Origin of the sequence: Kurthia huakuii LAM0618, from assembly GCF_000505545.1 — a bacterium.
In the GTDB taxonomy this organism is placed as follows: Bacteria; Bacillota; Bacilli; order Bacillales_A; family Planococcaceae; genus Kurthia; species Kurthia huakuii.
Window position 1 is genome coordinate 630,829 of record NZ_AYTB01000008.1, and the last position, 26,212, is coordinate 657,040.

The 26,212-nt window shown below is 40.3% G+C and carries 25 protein-coding genes and 1 tRNA gene; 2 read left to right on the forward strand and 24 right to left on the reverse strand.

The window, feature by feature from the left end; genetic code table 11:
• Window positions 1-2: 2 nt before the first annotated feature.
• The 16 genes from hemB to V514_RS0107615 all read right to left on the reverse strand — a co-directional run bounded on the left by hemB (window position 3) and on the right by V514_RS0107615 (window position 19,111).
• Window positions 3-986, reverse strand: coding sequence for a porphobilinogen synthase (gene hemB / locus V514_RS0107540; protein WP_029499353.1), 984 nt, complete (start codon window positions 984-986; stop codon window positions 3-5).
• A gap of 2 nt (window positions 987-988) precedes the next feature.
• Window positions 989-1,723, reverse strand: a complete 735-nt coding sequence (locus V514_RS0107545) for a uroporphyrinogen-III synthase (RefSeq protein ID WP_029499354.1) — start codon at window positions 1,721-1,723, stop codon at window positions 989-991.
• Entirely contained in the window at window positions 1,710-2,645 is a 936-nt protein-coding gene (gene hemC, locus V514_RS0107550) for a hydroxymethylbilane synthase (RefSeq protein WP_029499355.1), read from the reverse strand. Before hemC ends, V514_RS0107545 begins: the two co-directional genes overlap by 14 nt.
• A 17-nt stretch (window positions 2,646-2,662) precedes the next feature.
• Entirely contained in the window at window positions 2,663-3,493 is an 831-nt protein-coding gene (locus V514_RS0107555; protein ID WP_029499356.1) for a cytochrome C assembly family protein, read from the reverse strand.
• Between the two features lie 95 nt (window positions 3,494-3,588).
• Complete coding sequence (hemA, locus tag V514_RS0107560) at window positions 3,589-4,944, reverse strand: glutamyl-tRNA reductase (protein ID WP_029499357.1); 1,356 nt, start codon at window positions 4,942-4,944, stop codon at window positions 3,589-3,591.
• Between the two features lie 278 nt (window positions 4,945-5,222).
• Window positions 5,223-5,855, reverse strand: coding sequence for a ribosome biogenesis GTP-binding protein YihA/YsxC (gene yihA, locus V514_RS0107565; RefSeq protein ID WP_029499358.1), 633 nt, complete (start codon window positions 5,853-5,855; stop codon window positions 5,223-5,225).
• The gene (gene lon, locus V514_RS0107570; protein ID WP_029499359.1) at window positions 5,856-8,174 is read right to left on the reverse strand and encodes an endopeptidase La; all 2,319 of its coding nucleotides are present in this window, start codon (window positions 8,172-8,174) and stop codon (window positions 5,856-5,858) included.
• A gap of 131 nt (window positions 8,175-8,305) precedes the next feature.
• Entirely contained in the window at window positions 8,306-9,565 is a 1,260-nt protein-coding gene (clpX, locus tag V514_RS0107575; RefSeq protein ID WP_029499361.1) for an ATP-dependent protease ATP-binding subunit ClpX, read from the reverse strand.
• Between the two features lie 155 nt (window positions 9,566-9,720).
• Window positions 9,721-11,010, reverse strand: coding sequence for a trigger factor (tig, locus tag V514_RS0107580; protein WP_029499362.1), 1,290 nt, complete (start codon window positions 11,008-11,010; stop codon window positions 9,721-9,723).
• 105 nt (window positions 11,011-11,115) lie between these two features.
• Complete coding sequence (locus tag V514_RS0107585) at window positions 11,116-12,108, reverse strand: tetratricopeptide repeat protein (RefSeq protein WP_029499363.1); 993 nt, start codon at window positions 12,106-12,108, stop codon at window positions 11,116-11,118.
• Window positions 12,109-12,141: 33 nt separating this feature from the next.
• Entirely contained in the window at window positions 12,142-13,023 is an 882-nt protein-coding gene (locus V514_RS0107590) for an HNH endonuclease signature motif containing protein (protein ID WP_029499365.1), read from the reverse strand.
• A 113-nt stretch (window positions 13,024-13,136) separates the two neighbouring features.
• Window positions 13,137-14,633, reverse strand: coding sequence for a D-alanyl-D-alanine carboxypeptidase/D-alanyl-D-alanine endopeptidase (gene dacB / locus V514_RS0107595; RefSeq protein ID WP_029499366.1), 1,497 nt, complete (start codon window positions 14,631-14,633; stop codon window positions 13,137-13,139).
• Between the two features lie 155 nt (window positions 14,634-14,788).
• Window positions 14,789-15,979 (reverse strand): NAD(P)/FAD-dependent oxidoreductase, encoded by a 1,191-nt coding sequence (locus V514_RS0107600; RefSeq protein WP_029499367.1) that lies wholly within the window; start codon window positions 15,977-15,979, stop codon window positions 14,789-14,791.
• A 35-nt stretch (window positions 15,980-16,014) separates the two neighbouring features.
• The gene (locus tag V514_RS0107605) at window positions 16,015-16,437 is read right to left on the reverse strand and encodes a DUF1641 domain-containing protein (protein WP_029499368.1); all 423 of its coding nucleotides are present in this window, start codon (window positions 16,435-16,437) and stop codon (window positions 16,015-16,017) included.
• 616 nt (window positions 16,438-17,053) lie between these two features.
• Window positions 17,054-17,521: an 8-oxo-dGTP diphosphatase gene (locus V514_RS0107610; protein ID WP_029499369.1), complete on the reverse strand. Its 468-nt coding sequence runs from the start codon at window positions 17,519-17,521 to the stop codon at window positions 17,054-17,056.
• A gap of 276 nt (window positions 17,522-17,797) precedes the next feature.
• Entirely contained in the window at window positions 17,798-19,111 is a 1,314-nt protein-coding gene (locus V514_RS0107615) for a DUF2252 domain-containing protein (RefSeq protein WP_029499370.1), read from the reverse strand.
• A gap of 162 nt (window positions 19,112-19,273) precedes the next feature.
• On the opposite strand from V514_RS0107615, the gene V514_RS0107620 reads away from it, so the two are divergent.
• Both V514_RS0107620 and V514_RS0107625 read left to right on the forward strand, forming a co-directional pair.
• A complete protein-coding gene (locus tag V514_RS0107620) occupies window positions 19,274-19,729 on the forward strand; it encodes a DUF1307 domain-containing protein (RefSeq protein WP_152528953.1) in 456 nt (151 codons plus the stop codon).
• Between the two features lie 61 nt (window positions 19,730-19,790).
• Window positions 19,791-20,324, forward strand: coding sequence for a cupin domain-containing protein (locus V514_RS0107625; protein ID WP_029499373.1), 534 nt, complete (start codon window positions 19,791-19,793; stop codon window positions 20,322-20,324).
• 13 nt (window positions 20,325-20,337) lie between these two features.
• On the opposite strand, the gene V514_RS0107630 is transcribed toward V514_RS0107625, so the two are convergent.
• From V514_RS0107630 to V514_RS0107665, 8 genes are all read right to left on the reverse strand, one after another.
• Entirely contained in the window at window positions 20,338-21,084 is a 747-nt protein-coding gene (locus V514_RS0107630) for a DUF7225 domain-containing protein (RefSeq protein WP_029499374.1), read from the reverse strand.
• Between the two features lie 88 nt (window positions 21,085-21,172).
• Window positions 21,173-21,322: a hypothetical protein gene (locus tag V514_RS20535; protein ID WP_029499375.1), complete on the reverse strand. Its 150-nt coding sequence runs from the start codon at window positions 21,320-21,322 to the stop codon at window positions 21,173-21,175.
• Between the two features lie 79 nt (window positions 21,323-21,401).
• Complete coding sequence (locus V514_RS0107640; RefSeq protein WP_029499376.1) at window positions 21,402-23,399, reverse strand: TcaA NTF2-like domain-containing protein; 1,998 nt, start codon at window positions 23,397-23,399, stop codon at window positions 21,402-21,404.
• 201 nt (window positions 23,400-23,600) lie between these two features.
• Window positions 23,601-23,674, reverse strand: a tRNA-Arg gene (locus V514_RS0107645).
• Between the two features lie 80 nt (window positions 23,675-23,754).
• Window positions 23,755-24,249: a metallophosphoesterase gene (locus V514_RS0107650; protein ID WP_029499377.1), complete on the reverse strand. Its 495-nt coding sequence runs from the start codon at window positions 24,247-24,249 to the stop codon at window positions 23,755-23,757.
• 10 nt (window positions 24,250-24,259) lie between these two features.
• Window positions 24,260-24,850, reverse strand: coding sequence for an XTP/dITP diphosphatase (locus V514_RS0107655; RefSeq protein WP_029499378.1), 591 nt, complete (start codon window positions 24,848-24,850; stop codon window positions 24,260-24,262).
• A gap of 89 nt (window positions 24,851-24,939) precedes the next feature.
• Window positions 24,940-25,734, reverse strand: a complete 795-nt coding sequence (racE, locus tag V514_RS0107660; protein WP_029499380.1) for a glutamate racemase — start codon at window positions 25,732-25,734, stop codon at window positions 24,940-24,942.
• Window positions 25,735-25,744: 10 nt separating this feature from the next.
• Window positions 25,745-26,188, reverse strand: coding sequence for a MarR family winged helix-turn-helix transcriptional regulator (locus V514_RS0107665; protein ID WP_029499381.1), 444 nt, complete (start codon window positions 26,186-26,188; stop codon window positions 25,745-25,747).
• Between the last annotated feature and the right edge of the window lie 24 nt (window positions 26,189-26,212).

Genomic DNA, 26,212 nt, shown 5'->3' on the forward strand with positions numbered 1-26,212 from the left:
ATTTATTTACCCTCCATAAAACGAATCGCATCTTTTGCATGATACGTAATAATTAAATCGGCACCGGCGCGCTTCATTCCTAATAATGTTTCAAGTACTACTTGTTTTTCATCAATCCAACCATTTAATGCGGCAGCTTTCACCATCGCATATTCGCCTGATACGTTGTATGCGACAACCGGCACATCATAATTGTTGCGCACATCGCGAACGATATCTAAATAGGCTAATGCTGGTTTGACGATTAAGAAATCAGCACCTTCTTCAATATCTGATGTTGCTTCGCGCATTGCTTCCATACGGTTTGCGGGGTCCATTTGATATGTTTTACGGTCACCAAATTGTGGTGCGCCGTCTGCAGCATCGCGGAACGGACCGTAGTACGCCGACGCATATTTTACAGCGTACGACATGATTGGCACATCTTCAAAGCCCGCAGCATCTAAGCCTTCACGAATCGCTGCGACAAAGCCGTCCATCATATTTGATGGTGCAATAATGTCGGCACCGGCTTCCGCTTGTGATACCGCTGTTTTTGCTAATAAATCAAGCGACGGGTCATTTAAGATTTTTTCATCTGTCGACACAACGCCGCAGTGGCCATGCGATGTAAATTCACAAAGACACGTGTCCGCTACAACTAACACATTTGGATAATTCTTTTTAATAAAACGCGTCGCTTCTTGAACGATGCCATGATCGTGATAAGCTTGTGAGCCCATTTCATCTTTTTCAGCGGGTAGGCCGAATAAAATAACAGCAGGGATGCCTAATGCAACAACTTCATCCATTTCTTCACCTAAGCGGTCAATTGAAAACTGGAATACACCCGGCATTGAAGCTACTTCATTTTTAATGTTGTGACCATCTTGAACAAAGATTGGGTAAATGAAATCTTCCTTGTGTAAATGTGTTTCTTGAACCATTTTGCGCAGTACAGCCGTTTGACGTAAGCGGCGGTGGCGTTTGAATGTTAATTGTGTCATGTTTAATTCGTTCCTTTCTGTTTGACGAGTTCATCAATTACGGCGCGCATCGTATACGTATGAGGCATGATAATATTCATTTCTCCCGCATTTTCGAGTGCCGTTTTTGTAATATGTCCAATTGCTGCGACATGATAAGGTTTTGATGCTTTATGTGCTTCAAAAACATCGACGGCAGACGGGCTAGCAAAAATAATCGTGACTCGTTCCGTTAACAATTCATTGAGTGCTGGCATATGCGCAGCCGTTTGGATTGTGTCATACACAGTATAGCACTCTACATGAAAGTTGAGACCATCTGGTATAGTAGATTTCGCTAAATTACCACGAAAAAACACACATTTCTCCACAATTTCCGGCTGAAACTCTTGGATAAAAACATCGGCGCTAAAAACGCTCGGCGTAAAATCAATCGTAAAGCCAAGTTGTTGCAATGCGGCGGCTGTTTTGGAGCCGACAACGGCAACTTTCGCATGAAAGTGCTGTGCCGTATAACCGTAGCGAATCAGCTTTTGTTTAAAAAAATGGACCGCAGACTGACTCGTAAAAATAAGCCAATCCGCATCCATTGCTGCAATAAATTTTTCGTTATCCTCCGTTGTGCGCTCGACTACCTCAATAAGTGGTAGATGCACCGCTCGACCGCCGAGTTGTTCAATATACTCAGCGACCGCTTGCGTCACAGTTGTACCCGTTAGTACAAGTGTGTCGCCTGCAAGAGGATTACTGTTGTTCATGTTGCTCAGCCTTTACGCGTTCAATTAACGCATAAGCACCTTGCGCTGTTAACATTTTTGCAACTGCTACTCCCGCTTCTGCTGCATTTTTAGACGTGGCTGATTCTTCGTAAAATTCAGAGGCATCCGGCGCTGCTACAAGACCTGTGAAATGAATTTCATCGTTGTCATATGTCGCATACCCGGCGATTGGCACTTGGCAGCCACCATCCATCGCCGCAAGGAAAGCGCGCTCTGCATGTGCTGTTTCCCATGTTGCTTGATCCGTTAATTTAGCAAGCTCTGCGAGTAGTTCTGCATCATCGCCACGACATTCAATCCCTAATGAACCTTGTGCGACTGCTGGCATACAAAGCTCTGTATCTAAATATTCCGTCACGACATCATCTGACCATCCAAGACGTTTCAGCCCTGCTGCCGCTAAAATAATCGCATCATAATCTTCCGTCTCAAGTTTTTGTAGGCGCGTATCTACATTGCCACGAATCCATTTAATGTTTAAATCTGGTCGTGCTTTTAAAAGTTGTGCACTGCGGCGTAAACTAGACGTCCCAACAGTTGCTCCTTGTGGTAGGTCCGCAAACTTCACATGCCCTACTGAAATAAACGCATCGCGTGGGTCTTCACGCTTTGGAATACAACCGATAACTAAACCTTCTGGTAATACAGCCGGCATATCTTTCATGCTGTGTACGGCAAAGTCGATTTCTTTATCGTACAATGCTTGCTCGATTTCTTTTACGAATAAGCCTTTACCGCCCACTTTAGATAATTGTACATCTAAAATGCGGTCCCCTTTTGTGACGATTTCTTTCACTTCAAAGTCAAATGGTACACCCACTTGTTTTAATTGCTCAATAAACCAATTTGTTTGAGTTAACGCTAATTTACTTCTTCTTGAACCTACGATAATTTTACGCACAATAATTCAACCTCTCTTTAATACAAGAAATGGAATGCTGAAAAGCGACTGCCAATGAAAAAGTTAATGAGTATGAATAAAAACGCATACACATTCGCCCACGCATATTTTGTCGCATATAGCTTTCCTTTTTGTTTTTTATAAATAATAATCGAGTACACGAATAATGAAATAAAGGACCCGAAAATTTTAATATCCCAGAACGTAAAGTCCGGCAGCGCAATATATGCCCACACCACGCCTAAAATCAAGCTCACTCCAAGAAGTGATACGCCACAATAAAGCGAATAACTCATGCCGCTTTCTGCTTGCGCAAGTGATGGGAGGCGCGAAAATTGCTTTGGCCATTTTTTACTTTTTAAAACGTTATGTAGTACGAGGTATAACATCGCAAATACAAAACCAATGGTAAACGCACCGTACGACATAATCGCAAATACAATGTGAATGACTAAAAGCTCTGATACGAGTGCTTCGCTTACCGGCGAAGGAGCAAGCTCATTCGGAGCAAACGTATGCACGACAACAAAGCAAAAGCCAACAACATTAATTAAAATAACGGGTAAATCTAATTTAAAAATACAGTGCATCGCAATTGAAATGGCGACAAGCAACCAAGCATAAAAATAAATGCCTTCAAATAACGACAACACTGGGAAACGATGTGTTTCAAAAATATACAGCGCTAAAAAAATGGATTGCAATACCCATACAAGCGATACACCCCAAAAGGCATAACGGTACAACCGCCTGTTCTTTTTCCAATAATCTATGAAATAAAAGACAAGGCTAATGGCGTAGATGATGACCATTACTTCCTGTAGCCTTGTCATCGTCATATCCGTCATAAAGATCTCCTTCTGTTACTCAACCAAATTGCACAAAAAAGCGCCTTCATATCTACAAGTTTAACATATAGATACGAAAACGCTCGCAAAAAGATTTAATTAAATAGCACATTTGTATGTTCAATAGCAGCTTTTGCGCGGCGTTGTTTTTCCGCTAATTGATGCTTTTCTTTTTCTAGCTCAACAGCCTCTTCAATACCAAAAATACGCTCAAATAACGCCAATTGCTCTTTTGCATTCGCTTCTCCTGCAAGTTCTTTTGCTTGAAGAATCGGTTCTTTCAACAATTGATTGACGATTGATTTTGTATGCTTGCTTAGCACTTTACGTTCGCGCTCTGTTAAGTCAGGCATTTTATTTTCAATACTTTTCATCGTTTCTTGTTGAATGCTCGCAGCTTTACCACGCAACGCAGAAATGACAGGAACAACGCCAAGTTGCCCAATCCACTCATTAATCGTTGTTAGCTCGCCATCAATCATCGTTGTAATTTGCATAGCGGCACGTTCGCGCTCTGCTAAGTTTGCTTCGACAATACCGTGTAAATCATCGATATCATATAAGAAAACATTTTCTAAATCGCCTACTGCTGGGTCAATATCGCGTGGCACGGCAATGTCGACCATAAATAATGGTTTTCCTTTGCGCATACCATCAACAAATTCCATCAATTCGCGATCGATTACATAATCCGTCGCACCAGTTGATGTAATTAAAATATCCGCTTCAAGCAGCGTGCATTGTAATTCATGCATTGATTTTGCTTCACCATGGAACTTCGCTGCAAGTGATTCAGCTTTTACGAATGTACGGTTAATGACCGTCACTTTGCCAACCCCACTGCCATAAAGGTTTTCCATCGCAAGCTCACCCATTTTACCGGCACCTAAAATAGCGATATGTTTTTTCTTTAATGAGCCAAAGATTTTTTTCGCAAGCTCTACTGCTGCATATGACACCGATACGGCATTTTCACCGATGCTCGTTTCGTCATGCGCTTTTTTCGCAAACGTCACACCTTGTTTAAAGACATGATTAAAAATCGTCCCTGTTGTACCGATTTGTTGTGCTTCTAAAAAGCTGCCTTTTACTTGACCTAAAATTTGCGTTTCGCCAAGTACCATCGAATCAATACCTGCTGTTACTTTAAATAAATGTTGAAGCGATGCATCATCTTCGCGAATATATAAATGTGGTTCAAAGCTTTCTACCGGCATACGAAACCACGTAGCTAAAAATTGCTTCACAAAATGGCGACCTGTATGTACTTGGTCGACGACTGCATAAATTTCTGTGCGGTTGCATGTCGATACGATTACATTTTCTAAAATGCTTTTTTGTCCTTGTAATGCTCTCATCGCATCCGCTAACGTACCATCAGCAAACGAAAATTTCTCACGGATTTCGACGGGAGCTGTTTTATAGTTCAAGCCTACTACTAGGGTATGCATGAATAAATACACCTCTCACGTTCAAATTAACTTCTTTATTATAGCATAGTCCATGTTTAGAAACTGTTTCTTTTTTTATGTCCTATGTGCGTTGTTTCATTGTTTAATTATAATTATTCTAATTAAGAATATACGCGCTTTCCCATAAAATTTCAACCTTATTATCTTGAAATAAAGGGAGCGACGTGAAGCCGTCACAAATTTGCCGTTATTGGTCATGTCCAGACGCAATTTAAAAAGCAGGCTGTACGCGATAAACACGCCAGCCTGCTGTGGAATTATTTTTTCATATTTGTCGTATCTAAATCGATATCTTCGTCTGCATCCGTTACTAAATATTTCTCAATTTCTGCCCAAGCTTGGTCATAGCCCTTACCCGTTTCAGACGAGAATAAAATAATCGGATCGCGTGGGTCCATATCTAGTACGTTTTTAATAACTTTTTTGTTATGATCCCATTTCCCTTTTTTCACTTTATCTGCTTTTGTCGCAATGATAATCGTTGGGATTTCATAATGCTTTAGGAAATCATACATCATGCAGTCATCATCTGTTGGTTCATGACGTAAGTCGATAATTTGCACAACGGCTTTTAATTGGCGACGCGCTGTTAAATACGTCTCAATCATTTTCCCCCATGCTTCGCGCTCACGTTTTGATACTTTCGCGTAACCATACCCTGGTACATCGACGAAAAAGAGTTGTTCTTCGATTTTGTAGAAGTTTAGCGTTTGCGTTTTACCAGGCTTTGCTGAAATACGCGCTAATGCTTTACGACCAATCATGCGGTTAATAAATGAAGATTTCCCGACATTTGAACGCCCTGCTAGCGCAAACTCTGGGTAGCCTTCCTCTGGGTACTGCTCAGGTCGAACCGCACTCATTATCATATCTACATTATGGACTTTCATTTAGTTGTTGCCTCCATCTAGAGCGATTTCTAGTACTTCTTCCACATTTGATACGGCGTGGAAAGTGAGTTCATCACGCACGCTTTGTGGAATATCGTCTAAATCGCGTTCGTTTTGTTTTGGAATAATAATCGTCGTCAAACCCGCGCGATGTGCACTTAACGATTTTTCCTTTAAGCCACCAATTGGTAGCACGCGACCGCGAAGTGTCACTTCACCGGTCATGCCGACTTCCTTACGAATTGGCGTATTCGTAATCGCTGACGTTAATGCCGTCACCATCGTCACACCAGCTGATGGACCATCTTTTGGTACAGCACCTTCTGGCACGTGAATATGCACATCATGTTTCGCGAAGAAATCATCGGCAATATCATACTTCTCTTGCTGAGAACGTACATACGACAGCGCTGTTTGTGCCGACTCTTTCATGACATCGCCAAGCTTCCCTGTGAGTTGGATTTTGCCCGCCCCTGGTGAGATGGACACTTCAATTTGAAGTGTATCGCCACCAGCTGTCGTATAGGCTAGACCTGTCGCTACACCAACAAGATTTTCTTCGTTCGCTTGTCCGTAATGGAAACGGTGCTTTCCGAGTATATCCTCTAACGTTTTCGCTGTAAAGATAACTTTTTTCTTATCACCGCGCACAATCGTACCGGCAGCTTTACGGCAAAGCGTTGCAATGACACGATTTAAGCCACGTACACCGGCTTCACGTGTATAATAACGAATTAAATCTTTTAGCACATCTTCTTTCACTTGGACTTGTGATTTTGTTAAACCATGGTCCTCAATTTGACGCGGTACTAAATGATTTTTCGCAATCGCTAATTTTTCATGTTCCGTATAACCAGCAATTTGAATGATTTCCATACGGTCACGTAACGGCCCTGGAATTCCACCTAAATCATTGGCTGTCGCAACAAATAACACATTTGATAAATTGTACGACTCTTCAATAAAGTGGTCGCTAAACGTACCATTTTGCTCTGGGTCTAGCACTTCAAGCATTGCCGCTGCTGGGTCGCCGCGGAAATCATTGGCCATCTTATCAATTTCATCCAATAAAAATACTGGATTTGTCGTACCAGCTTTTTTCATTCCTTGAATAATGCGGCCTGGCATCGCGCCAACATATGTGCGGCGATGTCCACGAATTTCCGATTCATCGCGTACGCCACCAAGTGACATGCGCACAAACTCACGATTAAGCGACTTCGCAATCGATTGAGCGAGCGATGTTTTCCCGACACCCGGAGGACCAACTAAGCATAAAATCGGTCCTTTTAGTGAGCCTTTCAATTGCTGTACCGCTAAAAATTCTAAAATACGTTCTTTTACTTTTTCAAGACCTTCATGATCTTTATTTAAAATTTGTTCGGCTTTTTTTAGATTATGGCGATCTTTCGTCGCTTTTGACCATGGAATCGCTACCATCCAATCTAAATAATTACGAATGACACTACTCTCGGCAGCTTGTACAGGAATCGCTTCATAACGTGCAAGCTCCTTTAAAACTACTTTTAATGTCTCTTCTGGCATCCCAGCATCAGCAATTTTCTCGCGTAGCGCTTCGGTATCTTTTTGTTTGCCATCTTTATCGCCAAGTTCTTTTTGAATTGCTTTCATTTGCTCACGTAAATAAAACTCTTTTTGCGTTTTTTCCATCGCGCGCTTCACTGTACTATTAATGCGTTTTTCAACGACTAAAATCTCCTGCTCATGCTGAAGGCGATTCATTAATGTTTCTAGGCGCTCACGCACGTCTGTAATACGTAAAATTTCTTGTTTTGCTTTCATTTTCAGCGGCAATTGTGTCGCGATATAATCGGCTAGGCGACCCGGCTCATCGATTTCTTGTGCATGATCAATTAAATCTGGCGACATGCGGCCATTCATTTTCACATAACGCGAAAATTGGTCCGTAATAAGGCGCATAAATGATTCTACTAAAACATCCACTTCTTCATCATCTTCAAATGCCTCAACGTTTACAAAAGTTGCTTTGCTTTCTTCAATCATTTCCGTTACAGAGGCGCGATATTTCGCCTCAACGATTAGGCGCATTGAATCATTTGGCAACTTTACGAGCTGCTTCACGTATGCAACGACACCCATCGTGTAAAAATCTTCACGCGCCGGATTTTCAGTAGCGGCTTGCTGTTGCGTCACTAAAAACACGAATTGATCTGTCGCCATTGCTTCCTCAACAGCGGCCATCGAACGTTCGCGACCTACATCAATATGTAAAGACATTTTTGGGAATACAACGAGTCCACGTAGCGGAATCATTGGGATATGTTGTGTAACTACCATGCGGGGCCCACCTCCATCATTGCCCATTCGATTCACCCGCAAATCAAACGGCATTTTTGTCTTAAAAACAGAAAAAAAGCTGGCTGCGACCGTTTATTGAGACAATCGAAGCCAGCAAAAGTTACTAAAGTTTAGGCTGATGTTTTTTCATCATCTTGCACTTCAGTTCCGTCTTCTAAAATAAGTTTAGGACGTGCTTTATCTTGTAATGTTTCTTTCGTAATAATACATTTTACAACATCGTCACGAGACGGTAATTCAAACATAACATCTAGCATCGTATCTTCAATAATTGAACGAAGACCACGCGCACCTGTTTTACGTTCAATCGCTTCTTTTGCGATTTCAAATAACGCTTCTTTTTCAAACACAAGCTCGACACCATCTAATTCAAGCATTTTAACATATTGCTTTGTTAGCGAGTTTTTCGGCTCTGTTAAAATTTGAACAAGCGCTTCTTCATCAAGTTGTTCAAGACTTGCTAATACCGGTAAACGACCGATAAATTCTGGAATTAAACCGAATTTTAATAAGTCTTCTGGAATTAAATATTGCATAAATTTATCATCATCGACTTTTTTCTGTTCAGAACCAAAGCCAATTACTTTTGAACCTAAGCGACGTTTAATAATTTGTTCGATACCATCAAATGCGCCACCAACGATAAATAAAATATTTGTCGTATCAATTTGTAAAAATTCTTGATGAGGATGCTTACGACCGCCTTGTGGAGGAACGCTCGCTGTTGTACCTTCTAAGATTTTCAGAAGTGCTTGTTGTACACCTTCACCAGAAACATCACGTGTAATCGATGGGTTTTCTGATTTACGTGCGACTTTATCGATTTCATCGATGTAAATAATCCCTTTTTGTGCACGTTCAATATCATAATCCGCTGATTGGATTAATTTTAATAAAATATTTTCTACGTCTTCACCAACATAACCAGCTTCTGTTAATGAAGTGGCATCTGCAATGGCGAATGGCACATCAATAATGCGAGCCAATGTTTGTGCTAATAACGTTTTACCGCTACCTGTTGGGCCGATTAACACGATGTTTGATTTTGCCAATTCGACATCATCAATTTTACTATTTGAATTAACACGTTTGTAGTGATTGTATACCGCTACAGAAAGAGCTTTTTTCGCACGATCTTGACCGATGACATAATCATCCAAAATCGTACGGATCTCTTGTGGTTTTGGAACATCTTTGATTTCTACTACTTCTTCTGTGCCTAGCTCTTCTACTACGATTTCAGAGCAAAGATCAATACATTCATCACAAATGTAAACGCCAGGGCCTGCCACAAGTTTACGCACTTGTTCTTGCGGTTTGCCACAGAATGAGCATTTTAAATTACCTGTTTCATCATTAAATTTGAACAATTATTTCACCCCTATTCAAGCCAATGTTACAAGATAGTTCCTATTTTCGCAACTATAATGCCCATCGCTTCGATTTAAACTACTTATGTATGACAAAACAAGGTACGGGAAAACCGTACCTTGTTTGTGATGTTTATTCTTCTATAGAAGAAAGATTAAGCGATTTTAGCGTTTTCAACTAAGAATTCAACTGTTTTTTGTACTTTTACATCATGAGTGATGATTGAAGTACCACCTAGAGCAGCTGTGATTTGGTCAGCTGTCATTTTGAATTGTTCAGCCATTTTAGCAAGTTCTGCTTCAATGTCAGCTTCAGTAGCTTCGATGCCTTCAGCTTCAGCGATTGCATCTAATACTAATGATACGCGTACGCGTTGTGCTGCTTCTTCTTTGCGTTCTGCGCGGAATGAAGCTTCATCAGTACCTGAAATTTGGTAGTAGAAGTCAAGGTTTAAACCTTGCATTTGAAGTTGTTGGTTGAATTCTTGTAACATACGGTTTAATTCTGTTTCAACCATAGCTTCTGGTACGTCGATTGTAGCGTTTGCAGCTGCTGCTTCTACTAAATCGTCACGTAATTTGCCTTCTACAGCTTCTTCTTTTTGTTTAGCAGTAGTTTCTTGTAATTTAGCGCGTAAAGCGTCTAAAGTTTCAACTTCGCTATCGATTTCAGAAGCTAAGTCATCGTTTAATTCTGGAAGTTCTTTTGCTTTGATTTCTTTAACTGTTACTTTGAATACAGCAGGTTTACCAGCTAATTCAGCAGCGTGGTATTCTTCTGGGAACGTAATTTCTACGTCTTTTTCATCGCCAGTTTTAGCGCCGATTAATTGTTCTTCGAAGCCTGGGATGAATGAGTTAGAACCGATTTCTAAAGCGTAATCGTCGCCTTTACCGCCGTCGAATGCTACGCCATCTTGGAAGCCTTCGAAGTCGATTACAGCAGTGTCGCCATTTTCAACAGCGCCTTCTTCTTTTACTACTAATTCTGCAAGACGAGCTTGGTTTTCAGCAAGAATTGCTTCAACTTCTTCGTCTGTTACTTCTACAGATTCTTTAGAAACTTCTAAACCTTTGTAGTCGCCTAATTGTACTTCAGGAATAACAACAACTTTCGCAGTGAATGTGAAAGGTTGGTTTTTGCCTAAAGCGTCTGGCGCGAAGTCGATTTCAGGTTGGTCTACTGGTGAGATACCTGTTTCATCGATTGCTTTTGTGTAGTTTGCTTGTAGTAAGATATCAAGTGCATCTTGGTATAAAGATTCTACGCCGAATTTTTTCTCGAATAATTGGCGAGGCATTTTACCTTTACGGAAGCCTGGTACGTTGATTTGTTTTACTACTTTTTTGAATGCTGCGTCTAATGCTGCATTTACTTCTTCAGCTGGCACTTCAACTGTTAATAAACCGTTGTTGCCCTCTTGTTTTTCCCATTTTGCTGACATGTGTATAACCTCCAAAATTAAATTCAAAGAGCTTAAATGTGTGTTTTACCGCTCATTTGATAACTGTTTTAGTATATCATAGTTCCGGTCACTTTCAACTCATTTTCATGCTTCAGGAAGCTCAGAAAATTTTTCGAGTTCTATGAGAAAGTTCTGCAATTCTGAATCGCTTTCTGCTGTGTGTCCAAACATTTGATGTACGTAGTCAATGTAGCCTTCCACGAGCTGTTCCGCGTCATAGTCAAACCATGCAAACGGATACGTTACAAGTACGTGGCGCGCTATCAAATATTGTACCATGTCATACGTCGAAACTTCTTGTTCGAGCCTTTTTTCGACAAGTTCTAGTACACGAGCGACAATTTCCATATTTTCAGGCAGTTCGAGCGTCGACGCATTAACGAGCTCTGTATGACCAAATTTTGATACTTCTACATAAATTGACACTTCTTGTTCTACTAAAATATAAAGCGCAATCGACTGCACCATTGGATGAACCGTATGCGACTCAATAATTGTTTTTAAGCGCTTCGCAATCGGTCGTACATTTGTCTGTTGTAATGTACGCAACAATTGGATTTGTTTCAACAGCGATTGCTCAAAAAAAGCATCGAGCATATAATCTGCTTCATCTAGTTGTTCTGCCGCTTGTTCCTGTTGTTCTTTGTCGCGCGCTGCCTCTGCAATACGCCCATTTAATGCACGAATATGTTCAAACTGCTCTAGCGCTTGTGGCGGAATGACATTTTCACTAATCAATTGTGAAACAACCGCTTCTACATGCTGAAATTCACGCAACTCCATACAGGTCGATAAATACAACTCCATCACTTCAATGTACAAATCCGTACCAATTTCAAATAATTCCTCGCATATGGCGCGCGCTTCTTCAAAGCGGCGCACTTCGAATAATGAAAAAGCATATGCACTTAGTAGCTGCTCATCGCCTTGTTCATAAGACAGCACCTTTTCAAATGCTTCAATTGCTAAATCATATTGATAATTTTCCGCATAATGATGCGCTTGTGTTTTCAAGCGTTCAAGCGTACCGGGAAACATAATGACGTTTTCTTTTGTAATGTATTTTTTCTTTGGCATGTTTAAACGCTCCTTTTGCAAAACTATATCATATTATAGTGGTTGAAACACTTCATTCCTATGCCACTTTACATACTTTTTCTGTGCCTTTACAATGGCAAGCGGTTGCCCTTCATAAAGACCGAGTGTATATTGGTCATCGATTAAACGCGCCGATACGAGTAACTGCCCTTGGTCAGTCATCGATAACAACCCTTGCGCAAATAATGCATGATGATTGTGACAAAGCACGATCGCATTATGTGGGTCGATGCGTTCTTCGTGCGTACATTTTTCAGGCGCTTTCATATAAGGTACATCTAACAGCGGCTCAAATGACAAGCTACAAATCGCACACGTCGCTTCCTCGCTGACAATCCGGTCTCTACGCTCGGCTAATTCTTGCTGCTGTTGCGCTAAAAATTGGCGTTGCCAGTCGCGTAATTTCCCAAGAAGTGACACCGTTAAAGTACTCGTTTCTTCGAGTAGCGTCGGTTGAATCAACTGCTCTTCTACAACGCGGCATAGTTGTTCAATAAAATACAACATAAGCTCTACATGAACCGGGAATAAATAGCCGCTATTGCCGCTGCCATCTTGTTGAAACGGCGCGTATTTATCTGGTAGTAACGGGCGAATCGCTTCAAATAACGGCGCGATCGTTAACGGGCGCTCTAAATCCATATACGCTACGCGCGCACGATATTTTTTTTGACCGCGTTCATCGGTTACAATATGTGCCAGCTCTTCTACGACGCTAAGCGCACGAATTTGCCCTTTCACATAATGCAATACAACATCCCCTGGCACCAAATCATTCATATATTCCCATGAAAAATTGCGCGCCCCCGCCTTATCAAAAATGGCTGTTTGAAGGATGGCTTGCTTGCGTTCCTCTTCATATGTTTCTCCTTGCATGACGATTAAACCGTTCATAATATTCCCTCATTCATCGATAGTTTCGTTACTTCTAAGTATACACATTTTCACGCGCTATCGCGGCATTAAAAAAGGCGAATTGTGCAGTTGCACAATCCGCCTCGTCTTACTTATTTTTTCTTCGCTGTTAAATTTTGTTCGTCATTAATCAGCATGGTCACAACGGAATCAATTAATGCCGTTGATGATGAACCGCCTGTTAGCACACTAATAATTAACGGGTCACCATCTTGTTGTGTGACATAGCCGCTTAGCGTACGCACATTGTTAATCGAGCCCGTTTTCGCAACAATACGATTTGACATATCGGTCGTCGTAAAGCGGTAGCGTAGTGTGCCACCTAACATCCGTTCATTAGCGCCCGCTACTGGCAAGCTCGTATGCAATGATTTATAATATTTTTCTTTTTGTGTATGGTATAAAAACTTCGTCATTTGCTCGGCTGTCACTTTATCTTGATGTGATAAGCCTGAGCCATCAATATACGCCCAATTTTTTAGCGATATGTTATGCGCTGTAGCATATTGCTCGATTGCTTTTACACCATCTGCATTCGTCCCTTTATTAAAGACCTTTTTCCCCATCGTTTTCGTTAATGTATCCGCAATCCCATTATTGCTCAATTTCATAAATGGCACCATAATTGTTGATAGCTTCGGCGACTTATCGGTTATAACGGTTGTTGTCCCTTTTTTCGGTGTAACCGCTAATTTATATGTCGGATTTTTCAACGTAATACCAGCCGCTGCCAATTCTTTCGTAAAAATCGTCATCGTATGTTTTGATGGATCATCAACCGATAGCCACTTATCCGTTTTGGCACCTTCAGCGATTTTACCAGTCACATAAATTTTATTCGTGCCATATTTACGTGAGATTTTAATTGATGATACCTCACCTTTTTCTACCGTTTTCGCTTTATTCACGACTTCTAAATGCCCTTGTGCGCTAAATGCTACTTTCGGCGCTTTGCCTTCTTTTAAACCTTTCACGTACACAACGACCGTTCCCGTATCATACTCATTATTTGGGGATGTTGCGAGCGCTGATACCGGTGCCCCGTAATACGTTAAGGAATCTGTTTTGTTAATGCCGGGTGCTAAATAACGATTATCAAACCAGCTTTCATCGCCATACACATGACCGTTAATTTTTTTAATGCCTTTTGCCTGTAATGCTTTCGCAAAATTGGTTAAGTCGGATTTATGCAATGTTGGGTCGCCTTGCCCAACTAAATAAACATCGCCCATAAGCGTCCCATTTTTCTTTAATTTACCGGTCGTTTTGACAGTCGTTGTAAAGCGGTAATTTTCACCTAATGTCGACAATGCCGCAGAACCCGTAAGTAATTTCATATTAGATGCAGTAGACATCATATTTTTTGCATTATATGTATACAATGTTTTCCCTGTTTTCGCATCGCGCACGCTTACACCAGTCGCTAATCTTGACGTATTTAATACTGTATTTAAAGTTGTTTTCGTCGAATTTGTTAAAACTTCATTTTTCGTTATCGTAGTTGTTGCCGCTTGTGAATTCATAACAGGACTAACGAGAAGTAGCCCTGCTAGTGCACTTGCGAACGATACACGTTTCAATTTTTTCACATCATTCGCCCCTTTCTCGTTCTATTATAGGGGCAAACAATGACAAATTTATATTACTTTTTGATTACAAATTTTAGCAGTGTTAAATATAGGTAATTGACCCCACAAAAAAAGAGACTTTGCACGATGCAAAGTCTCTTTAAAGCGCTAGCGGCCTAGTAAGCTAAACCGTAAAGTGCTTTAATGTGAGATAAGTAGCGAATGTTAGACGCTTCTTTCATTAATGATGCTGGTAAACCTTTAAGTTGTGTATTGTTGCCACCTACTGTTGCAACACCATCTTTACGACCTAAAGAAGCTAAAGTACCAGAGTTTACTGGTTCAAAGCCGTTCATTTCTTTACCGTTTAAATATGCGAATAAGTTGTAACCAACTAATTCACCCATTTGCCAAGCATTTTGTGCTGTTGGTGGGTATGGACGGTCTGTTTCTTTGTTTGCGCCTGGTGCGTATGCTGCTGCAGCGTCACCAACTACGAATACATCGTTGTGAGAATCTGATTGTAAGAAGTCGTTTACTACGGCTTTACCGCGGTTACATACTAAACCTGATTCTTCTACAAGTGGATATTGAGCTACGCCACCTGTCCAAACAACAGTGTTCGCTTCGATTTTTTGGCCATCTTTAAGTGACACAACGTTACCTTCAACGCCAGTTACAGGAAGACCTGTTAAGAATTCAACGCCGCGGTCTGCTAAAGATTTAGTAGCGCGTTCGATTAATTCTTGTGGAAGTACTGGTAAAATACGTGGGCCAGCTTCGACTAATTTAATATCTAAGTCGCTTGCTTTTACGCCGTATTTTGCAGCGATTTTTGGCATGTTGTCAACGATTTCACCAACAAGTTCAACACCTGTTAAACCGCCACCGCCGATAACGATTGTCGCGTCAGCTTTGTTGCCAGTTTCAGAGAATGATTTGATTTTAGCGATGATGTGTTCGCGGATTGCGTTTGCATCTTCAACTGATTTTAAAACGAATGAATTTTCTTCAAGACCTGGGATACCGAAGAAGCCAGTTTTTGAACCTACTGCAACAACTAATGCATCGTAAGATAATGATTCACCGTTATCTAATTTCACTGTTTTGTTGTCTGCTGAGAATGAGTCAACTGTTGCGATTTTTAATTTGATGTCTTTACCACGGAATAATTTACCTAAGTCAAAAGCGATTGCTTTTTCGTTTACAGTACCACCAGCTAAGCGGTGTAATTCAGTGATAATTTGGTGTGTAGGATATTTGTTGACAACTGTTACTTCTGCTTCGTTTGCATCTAAATATTGACGTACAGTTAACGCAGATAGAACGCCGCCGTAACCTGCACCTAAAATGACGATTTTTTTCATTTGTTAAACCTCCATGTTACTAAGTGTTGGGAATATTAGTGGTTTTGTTTTTCTTTGCTTACTTCTAAGAAAGCATTTGCAAAACGGAATACGCTTTGTACTTGTGGATCTTTCATCAATTTTAAAATGCCGAATAAGCCGATTTGTTCGTGGCTTAGTTCTGCGCGGTCTTTTGCTTCAATTGCAGTTGCAGCTAAACCTTTTGCAGATTTTACGACTGGTCCAACGATTTCAGATGTAGCATGTACCATATCATTTTTGAAAACCGTATCTGTAGCAAGACCTTGTGCCACATCATACACTTGTGTAAGAGTTGTCACCATTTCTGCTAATTTCGGTAATTCGTTCACTAAAGCTGTTAGTGATGCTTGTACTTGTGGATCTAATAGTTGGTCAAGTACATCTAATTGTTCTTGGCTTACTGCTGATTGTTGTGATTGAGTAGTCTGTTCTGACATATCCAATTCTCCTTTACAATAACTATTTCTGTGACTTCACAAACGTGAAGCTTGTGTCCAAAGAGCATAATTGCTCTAGTGTAACGCTCTTCGTGTTCATCCTTAAGGCATCGACTTATGAAAGCAAATCGTATGAACAAGCCTTTCCATACGCACACACTTTAAAGAAAGCGAAGAAACGACAAACAACTAGTAACATGCTGCTAAACTTTAAGACTGTTCAAACGTGTGTTGTCAACAAATCTCAAATCAATTTTAACATATATTACGTTGAAATACATTTGTTTATCGAGATTTCCGCGTATAGGTAACACCTGTTTTTTCTATTGCGTGAAGCCTCTCACAAAGGATTATACACCTCTCTAACGATAATTCATATAGAGAGTAACTGAAAATTCTTTCAATAACTTTTTTTCATAACGTTTTTTCTGTTTTCTTATAGAACTGTTAGATATTTTAACGTTAAAGTATTTTTTCAACGTCCTTATCATAACACAAATCCCACATTAACAAACCCGTTAACGTGGGATTTTTTTTTGAAAACATTGTGACAGTATACACGCGCGCTTTTGTAGCACCGTTTCTGTGCCTAATTTATTTTTTTCATGAACGTAATTTACATTTTTTGAATGCGATATTGTTGTACTTCTTGCATCTTTTCATCCCATTCTCCGTGAATTTCAAAGGCGCCTTCTTCAAAAAATAACGGTAGACGACGCTTAAACCACGGCTGCATCGGCAACTGGAAGGCTTCTTCAATAGTCACCCAACGTAGCTCGCCTTCTGGTGGATTTTCAAGCAGTGTTCCTTCAAAATCCGTCGCAATATAATTGAAGACCATATAGCGATAATTATTTTTTTCATCGGCGTAACCATCGACACCTTTGTACGTAAGGTTTTTCACCGTTAAACCGGTCTCTTCAAACACTTCTCGCGCCGCACTTTCAGCGATACTTTCGGGAAAATCAACCTTCCCACCAGGTCCTAAATAACCCGGAAATCCGCGTTCTGGTGGGCGATTCAATAATAAAATACGCTCATCTTTTTTCACAATGCACATCGTAAACATATCGGTATTAATCATCCGCTTACATCCCTTCTTTCCTCCTTATCATACAATGTCTTACGAAAAAACGATCATTAAAAAAAGAAATTACTCCTTCGAGCAATTTCTTATTTTTTTCATGCGGCATGACATACAATAACTTTTCATGAGAATTTTTACTTCTTTTGGTGTCAGCGCATCGCCTAACCGAATCGTCTTTATTTTTTTGCCGCAACAACAGCAATACACATCACGTTCAAATGATACGGGCATATTCCCCCCCCTTACTCACTAGCTTAAAGGAGACACTGTCTATTATTGTAGACTGTCGACAAGTTCAGTGAAAATCTCATAATCATATTTCACTTGTTCTTTATACATAAACGTCGCATACGCCACATAATGGATAAAACGTTCCTTATCGTCAATCGCCGCCAAAATCTCATCGGCACTACGATAGCTCTCGCTAATGTCGGCGCGCGTATGAATTTTTGCTGCAACACGCCCCATCGTTGCGACTGTGCGTTTATAATCTTTGTCGGTCACTAAATCTTTTTGTTTCACCTTCTTTTTATACGGTGAACGTTCACGAATATAAAATTCTTTATCGCCAATGGTCGTATACCCTAAGTACGGATCATTTAAGTGGTGCATCGCTTTTTGCGTTGCGACAACGCGCTCGCCTTGATGCGTATGCTCCACCCAAAACGCGTCATTGTACGGTAAGAAATAAGCGGGTACTGGTGGGCGCGCTTCCTTCATTTCAAGCACTAAATCATCGAGACCGCCCGCTTCTTGGCCACCTTCAATTAAAATATAATAACGACTAAGACCAATCGATGCCGTTCCCGAACCATATTTACGTGCAATATCTTTGATGCGGAAATGGTCGGCATTTGGCACATGTTTGGCTTCAAGCGTGCTCATATAATCGCGCATAACTGCCTGAATTTGTTCCGCCTCGTCCCCTGTTACAGGGCGCACTTCATCATCAAAGCAAAAGACGCGCTCACCTTGCTCATTACTATACGTAATATCAGCTAATAAATGATTATGCTTACGTTTTTCTAATTTTTTCAACACTTTAGCAATCGGCTTCTTCGTATTATCTTCGGTAAATGTCAGCGTAGACGGGTCCTCTTTTTTTGCTACAAAACGCGCCAGCTGTTCATAATAACTTTCGGTAAACTCGCGAATAAACGCACGTTGTTCCTCTGGGGTACGCCCTTCTGCATCAGCGTATAACGCAATGCTGACGCTCATTCGTAAAATATCATATAAATACGATCCAACATACCCTTCATCAAAGTCATTAGCATCAAACACAATATCGCCCGCTTCATTTTGGAAACAGCCAAAATTGTCCATATGCATATCCCCTTGAATCCATACCGGTTTATGCTCTGGCGTATGGTACAGCGATGGTATCTTTGTTACATCATAATAAAATAAATACGCGCTTCCACGGAAAAAGCGATACGGACTTTCTTGCATTGTCGCATACTTTGCTTTGCGACGCGTCGCATCGAGTTTCATGCGCTCCACATCAAATTCATGTAGCACCGTCTCGATAAAATGCCGGCGTAATGCTCTGCGTGTATGTTTCACGCGGTCGATTTCAATTGTCATAGTCACAACCCCTTTGTTTTTTTCCTTTTATTTACGTTTTTAACGCGTTGAAAGTTTCAAAAATGTAACGAAGCTATCAATTGCATGTAATTTTACGCTTTGCTGTATATTTTACAGCGCGACTTCGTTACACTTTTAAACGAAAAGGTCGGTGAATCGAATATGAAACGCACACTCTTACTACTTCTTGGAACAACTTTCTTATTAGGTGCTTGCAACAAAGAAGACACAGCAACCTATCAATTAAATCATGATGGCGTCAACATGATGATTACAAATTATTTTGTCGACGATACGATGACAAAACAGCATATCGAAACAACGATGGCTTACAAAAATCTCGGTTACAAATCTGAACAAGAAGCGCGCGATGCCAATTTAGATGCTGAACAGGACTACCTCAACGAAAAAGGCATTCATTATAAGGCACATTACGAAAAGACAGCGATTGCAACTGAGCTAACGATTAACTATGACAAAGTTGAGGATTTATCAGCGATTGAGAATTTACGAGGCGTCGCATTTGATGTCGATTCGACAAATCCGCTCAACGTCAATGTCACGAAAATCGACATGCTGTTGAAAGAAAATGGCTTTCAAAAAGTAGAACCTAAATGACATAGGCAATTCAACCTGTTTCTGCTAAAATAAGTGCATTACGTTAGAAGGAGCCAACACGATGCTACCAAATACCGTCAAACATCGCTATACAGGCGAGCAAATCACCTTTGTTGAGCGCACAAAAGATTACACGATTATCGAAGTGTCATTGCCACCAAATGGCGACGGCCCACCGCTACATAAACATGACCGCTACGAGGAACGCTTTGAAGTCGTAAGCGGCCAGTTGACAGTGACAGTCGATAAAAAAACGACCGTTTTAACCCCTGGCGATTCGGCGCTTGTGCGCTTAAAACAAGCTCACCGCTTCACAAATGCTCATAATGAACCGGTGACATTCCGCGTAACACTAACGCCACACTGTGACTTTGAAACATCGGTGCGCATCCATTACGGACTAATGGATGACGGTCTGACAGATGACAAAGGCAACCCAAAAAACTTCGCGCATCTCGCGCTTATTTTACATTTTCAAAATACGTGGATCGCTGGCATTCCGATTGGCATCCAGCGCTTTATTACGAAGCGCATTTTAGCGAAAGCTGAGAAAAATGGTACGTTAAAAGCGTTAGAAAAATATTATAAAGTGTAAAAAGCTGCGACCATTACGCGTCGCAGCTTTTTTTAAGTTTCGCTAAATCAATTTCATAAGTATCACCGTAGACGCGTTTTGGTACGCGCTCTTTGTCGCCATAAAATAGCACATTGAAATTGCCATTGTTAAATTGCACGATAAATAAATCGTCCAACAAATGAAAGGTCTTTTGATTGACGCGAATAAAACCGGTCGTTTGCGCCGTTGTTTTCACGCTAATACGGCGCCCGTTCGCCACAACATCATAGCCCGGTTGATTCGTTGTAGTAGCAAGCTCACCACCCGTTTCGAGCACGCATAAAAATTCTCCAATACGCCCGGTTAAATGGCGTAGTTCCGTTGCCTGGCAGCCGAGCACATTCATCTCAAACTGCAAAATTTCGCTGTAATGCTCATACATCGCTTGGACGCTCGATGTCGTTAAGTTTTTCTGCATACCATGATAGAAAAACACCTCGCCGCGCTTCCATTCACCGACTACTTCCGTTTCTTGTGCACCGCGCTTTTTTTGATAAATGAGCCCCGTATAAGCATCATTTTCACCAACATATTTGTATGTATTGCGGTCTAAATAAATGAATAAATGCTTCGTAAATGAAATCCCGTCATTAAAACGGTTGTAGCAATAATCGCTTAAAATAATGCTTGCTGGATTCGTTTGAAAAGCGTCAATTACACGCTTTTTCACAGTTGCTACTGTCACGACATCGCCTTCGCACCCCGCAAGTACCGCCTTAATTTGTTCATATATGGTCATTGAAATCTCCCCTTTTTCACTTTATCGGCAATTATCATGATTTTTTCAGCAAATAAAAAGAGGCTGCATCATGCAACCTCTTCCATAACTATTTTCCTTGCTTCGCTTGTTTCTTTTGTAAATACGCCTCGCGCAACTGTGCTAGACGTTCTTGTTTATTTGACTGCGCCGGCTTGTTTTTTTCGTGGAACTTTGTCACCGCTGCTTGGCCTTTAGAATCTAATTGATATTTCCCCATCTGGTTCACCTACTTTTGTGGAGTTAATGATATTACTATATCGTAAGCATGCGAAATTGTCATTTTTCAAATTAATCGACTACTTCAAACCTGTAATATACCAACCATCTTCAAATTTTTCCATTGTATAAACATTCGTATAAGCTGCTTCTTTTGTAGAACTATCTGACTTATAAATTGTATAATTTTCATTTACAGCCACATCATATCTAATATCACTAATTTTCGTATAGTTTGTAATCGTATTGCCTTTCTCTTCTACATAAGTTCCTTTATCATAACTATTCTCAATATATTGTTTTTGAGAAGTATAAAATGCTGAACTTGGCGACACCGTACCACTCATCTCACTTGTATCACCATTATACATTGCATCTTCAAAGAAATCGAAGTAATTTTCTAACGTTGTTTCTATAGCTGAAGTCGTTTCTTCTGCTGCTAATGCTGTTTCATGTGCTTCTTCACGCTTCTCTTGCGCTGCTGATTCTTGTTGATACGTTTTTAAAGATTTTTCCGCTTCATCTTTTGTCATTTTCTCTAAAGTAATTTCTTCTTCATCATCTGACCCACTAATTGTCAATGTATCATCATCTAAAGTAAATGTACCAAACTCGTAACTGTCTTCCTCCGCTTCTACATCGCGTGCACTAAAACTCGCTAAAGAAGCTTCTCCCTCTATCGCTTCCAAATCTATTTCATCATCTTCATACATATTATAAAATTTACCATCGTCTGAAATTTCAAAAAGGCCCTTTTCACCATTTTCTTCATAACTCCAGTATCCTGCGATATCTGTAAATCCTAATGCATTACGATAAATTTCTTTATTTAAGTAATTAACTGTTGAATAATTATCTAAATCATCTGAAATGACTTTAGCTTCTTCTTGTAACGAAGATAAGAAATACAATTTATTTTCATCCGTTGCAAAAGCTACAGAATCGTCAAGGTTTGAGACACTTTGAACATCAGATTGAATTTTTTTGTTATTTACAAACAATTCATGATCGTCATTAATATAAATCACATCGCCCGCTTTCGTAATGTGTGATTCTATTACTTTTGAAGCGACTTTTTTAGTACCATCTTCTGTTTTACTAAATAGCGTGTTATCCTTATCACTTAAATATAACTCCCCATTACTATATAAAAAACTAGAAATATCGCTCGCTATTTTTTTTGATGTGTCGCTATCTTTTGCTTTAGAAAATAAGTTTTCATCTTCCGTCAAATAGAGAGCTTCTCCATCGACGACTTTATAATCCATAACATCATCTGCTAATTTTTTCACGACGCTTAAATCCTTAGTATCTACAACATTTAATGTGGAATCATCATCTTCATTAGAGATAAAATAAATGTCATTTTTATCTTTTGTAACATCACTTAAATAAACGGTATCTCCTGTGATTTTAGTGCTATCTTTTTCGGTGTTTTCTTTATAAAACAGCATATTATCTTCATCTGTATAAAAAATTTCTTCCCCATTAAAATCAAAGTCACGTACTTCATCAGCAATTGTTTTTTCTTCGCGGGTCGCTGTGTTATAGACCGTTAAATTACTATCATTACTAACATAATAAATACTTTTTCCACTTAATTTATATTGACCAACTTCAGAAGCTATTTTTTCCGCCTCGACATCTTTTTTATCTAAATCAATGCTGTATAAATTCGCATCTTCATCCTGATATAGCACAACATTATCATTTGACGTCCCATCAAAATAGTAAACATCTTCTGCTAATTTTTCTTTCGATTCATTTGATGATACTTTATACAACTCTTCATCTTCTGTTAAATACAGCACATAATCCTTTTTCACATTATAGAAAAATAAATTATCTACAACATCGCTCGCAATTTTTTCGTTTTTTCCTTCATTGCCCATTGTATGTATGTATAAATCTCCTACATTTTCACCATCATCATTCGTTGATTGTTGGTCGAAAAATAAAAATGTTTTCTGCGCTTGCGTAGAAACTTCAGTTTTCTTTTCACTTTCATGTTGACTACACCCCGCTAGCATCAAGACTAAGGCACTACTACTCATTAACCATTTAAATTTTTTGTTCATTTCTTTTCTCCATATTCTTTATTTTTCACCTATTTTATCTGCTCCAATTAGTTTATCATAAATCTACCTTATTTAAATGTGGTTTCTAACTATCTATTCTTATGTACTATCACTTCATCGTCCTCTCTTTATTCCGCAAAACAAAAAACGCCTCAAACTCTTATTACTAAGAATTTAAAGCGTTTTTCGATGATACCTTGATGTCCCAGGAGGGATTCGAACCCCCGACCGACGCCTTAGAAGGGCGTTGCTCTATCCAGCTGAGCTACTGAGACGGTATTGCCTAATTCGATTAGGACAATACTTATTATATAGGACGTTTCTATGAGCGTCAATAAATTTTTTTAATATAGAATTACAACGTGATCGCGGTAATGCGTTGATGCTGCTCGTCTAAAAATTCAATCGCATAACCGTCCGCTGTTGTTTCAATAACAGCATAGCTTTTTTCGTTGCGGCCGCGCGGTGATTTAAGGCTGCCTGGGTTTAAAAATAGCGTCCCATTGACTAGCTCTGCCCCTAAAACATGCGAGTGCCCAAATAGCACGATGTCAGCCCCAACTTCCTCTGCACGCATCGCAATCGGTGTCAGCGTCGTCTTGACGTTAAACAAATTGCCATGCGTCATAAAGACCGTTTTACCGTCAACTTCAACGACTTCTTCTAACGGGTAACGAATATCATGGTCACAGTTGCCACGCACGCGCTTGCAGTCTTTAATATGCGCGGCATCGTAAGTAAGCTCACTATCACCACAATGGAAATAATAATCGGCGTCTGGGTGGCTCTTGATAACGGCCGGAATAATGGCGGCATCACCATGCGTATCGCTTAATACAACAATTTTCATCGAATCCCTCCTATAGTTTATCAGCTAATTTTTCCGTTAATAAACGGAGTGCATTGCCACGATGTGATACTTTTCCCTTTTCCTCGGCTGTCACTTCGGCTAATGTTTTGCCGAGCGCTGGCATATAAAAAATCGGATCGTAGCCAAAGCCATCATCGCCGCGGCGTTCACGTAAAATTTGACCTTCACAATAGCCTTTTACCGTCATTGTAGGAAAGTCTGGTCCTGTAATCGCCAAACAGCAAACAAAGCGCGCTGTACGGTCGCTATCCGGCGTTTTTGCAAGGTTTTCAAGTACTTTATCAATATTTGCCTCATCATCATGGTCCCCAGCATAGCGCGCTGAATAAACGCCCGGCTCACCGTTTAGCGCATCGACCTCTAAACCGCTATCATCAGCTATGACTAATTGCTGTAAATCCGCTGCCAGTGCTTCCGCTTTTAAAATGGCATTTTGTTCAAATGTCGTACCAGTTTCTTCGACGTCCATGCTCGGCGCCACATCAAATAGCGTTAACACATCGTATCCCATCGGCTTAAAAATCGCCTCAAAGTCGCGTGCTTTGCCTTTATTTTTCGTTGCGATGACTACTTGTTTCATGTTCATTCCCTCCATTATGTAGAAAAGGAGCTGTCATGCAAAACCTTCTTCAGTTGAAGAAAAGATACTGCGGGACAGCCCCTCGTTTGTTATAACGTAATGCGCGCTGCATGCACTTCATCAAGTGGCAGCCAGTTCGTTGCGATATCTTTAAAGATTGGCAATGAACCTGTTGCGAAAAAACGATGTTGTGGTGCAGTTGTAGCACTACGTTCGATACCTTTGAATTTTAAAATTTCGAGTGCTTGCTTCGCGGTTTCAGTAGCTGATGAGACGATATGTACGTCCTCACCTACTGCACGCTGAATCAAGTCTTTAATAATTGGATAATGCGTACATCCTAAAATTAATGTGTCAAATTGATCTTTTTTTAATGGTTGTAATGTCTTTTTCACTAAATCAAAAGCAAATTCACTATCGTATTCGCCACTTTCTACAAGTGGTACAAGCGGTGGACATGCCAGCGACGAAATATTGCTTGATGAATACAGCGACGCAATGGCGTTTTCATACGCGCCACTGTTCACTGTACCTGCTGTCGCAATGACTGCAATATCATGTGTATCTGTTGCCTTAATCGCTGCCTGTGCACCTGCATTGATCACACCGATAATCGGAATTTTACTATGTTTTTGTAGACTGTCTAATGCGACACATGTTGCCGTATTGCATGCAATGACAAGCATTTTAATACCCATCTCTTCCAATTTATTCGCCATTTGCCATGTAAATTGCACGACTTCTTTCGGCGTTCTTGGACCGTATGGGCAGCGCGCTGTATCACCGATATAATAAATCTCTTCATTAGGCAAGTAGTGAAGCATTTCTTTTACAACGGTTAAGCCACCAACACCTGAATCAATCACTCCAATCGGAGCATTCACGTTAACCGCCTCATTCCTCTTTCATTTCTTCATACATTCGCGAAAGGAGTTTTGAAAGAACCTCCACTTCGGACGCGTCAAAATCTTTCACGACGTCTTGTAAATAGCGTTGTCGTTTTTCAACAACCTCCGTAATAATTTGCTCACCCTTTTCTAGCAAATGTACACGAACCACACGACGATCTTTCGTATCGCGTGAACGAACGACTAATTCGTTCTGTTCTAAGCGATCGACTAAATCCGTTGTTGTACTAAACGCTAAATACATTTTAGTAGAAAGTTCGCCAATTGTCATGTCCCCAAGTTCATCTAACCATTGAAGCGCGATAAATTGTGGTGGCGTAACTGTATAATTACTCAAAATTTCGCGTCCTTTTTGTTTGATGATTGCAGCAATATGGCGCAAGTTTTTCTCCAGTGCAAAAATATTGTCCGTTAATTCGTCATGCGGCATTAAAATCACTCCCGTTAAAGTATA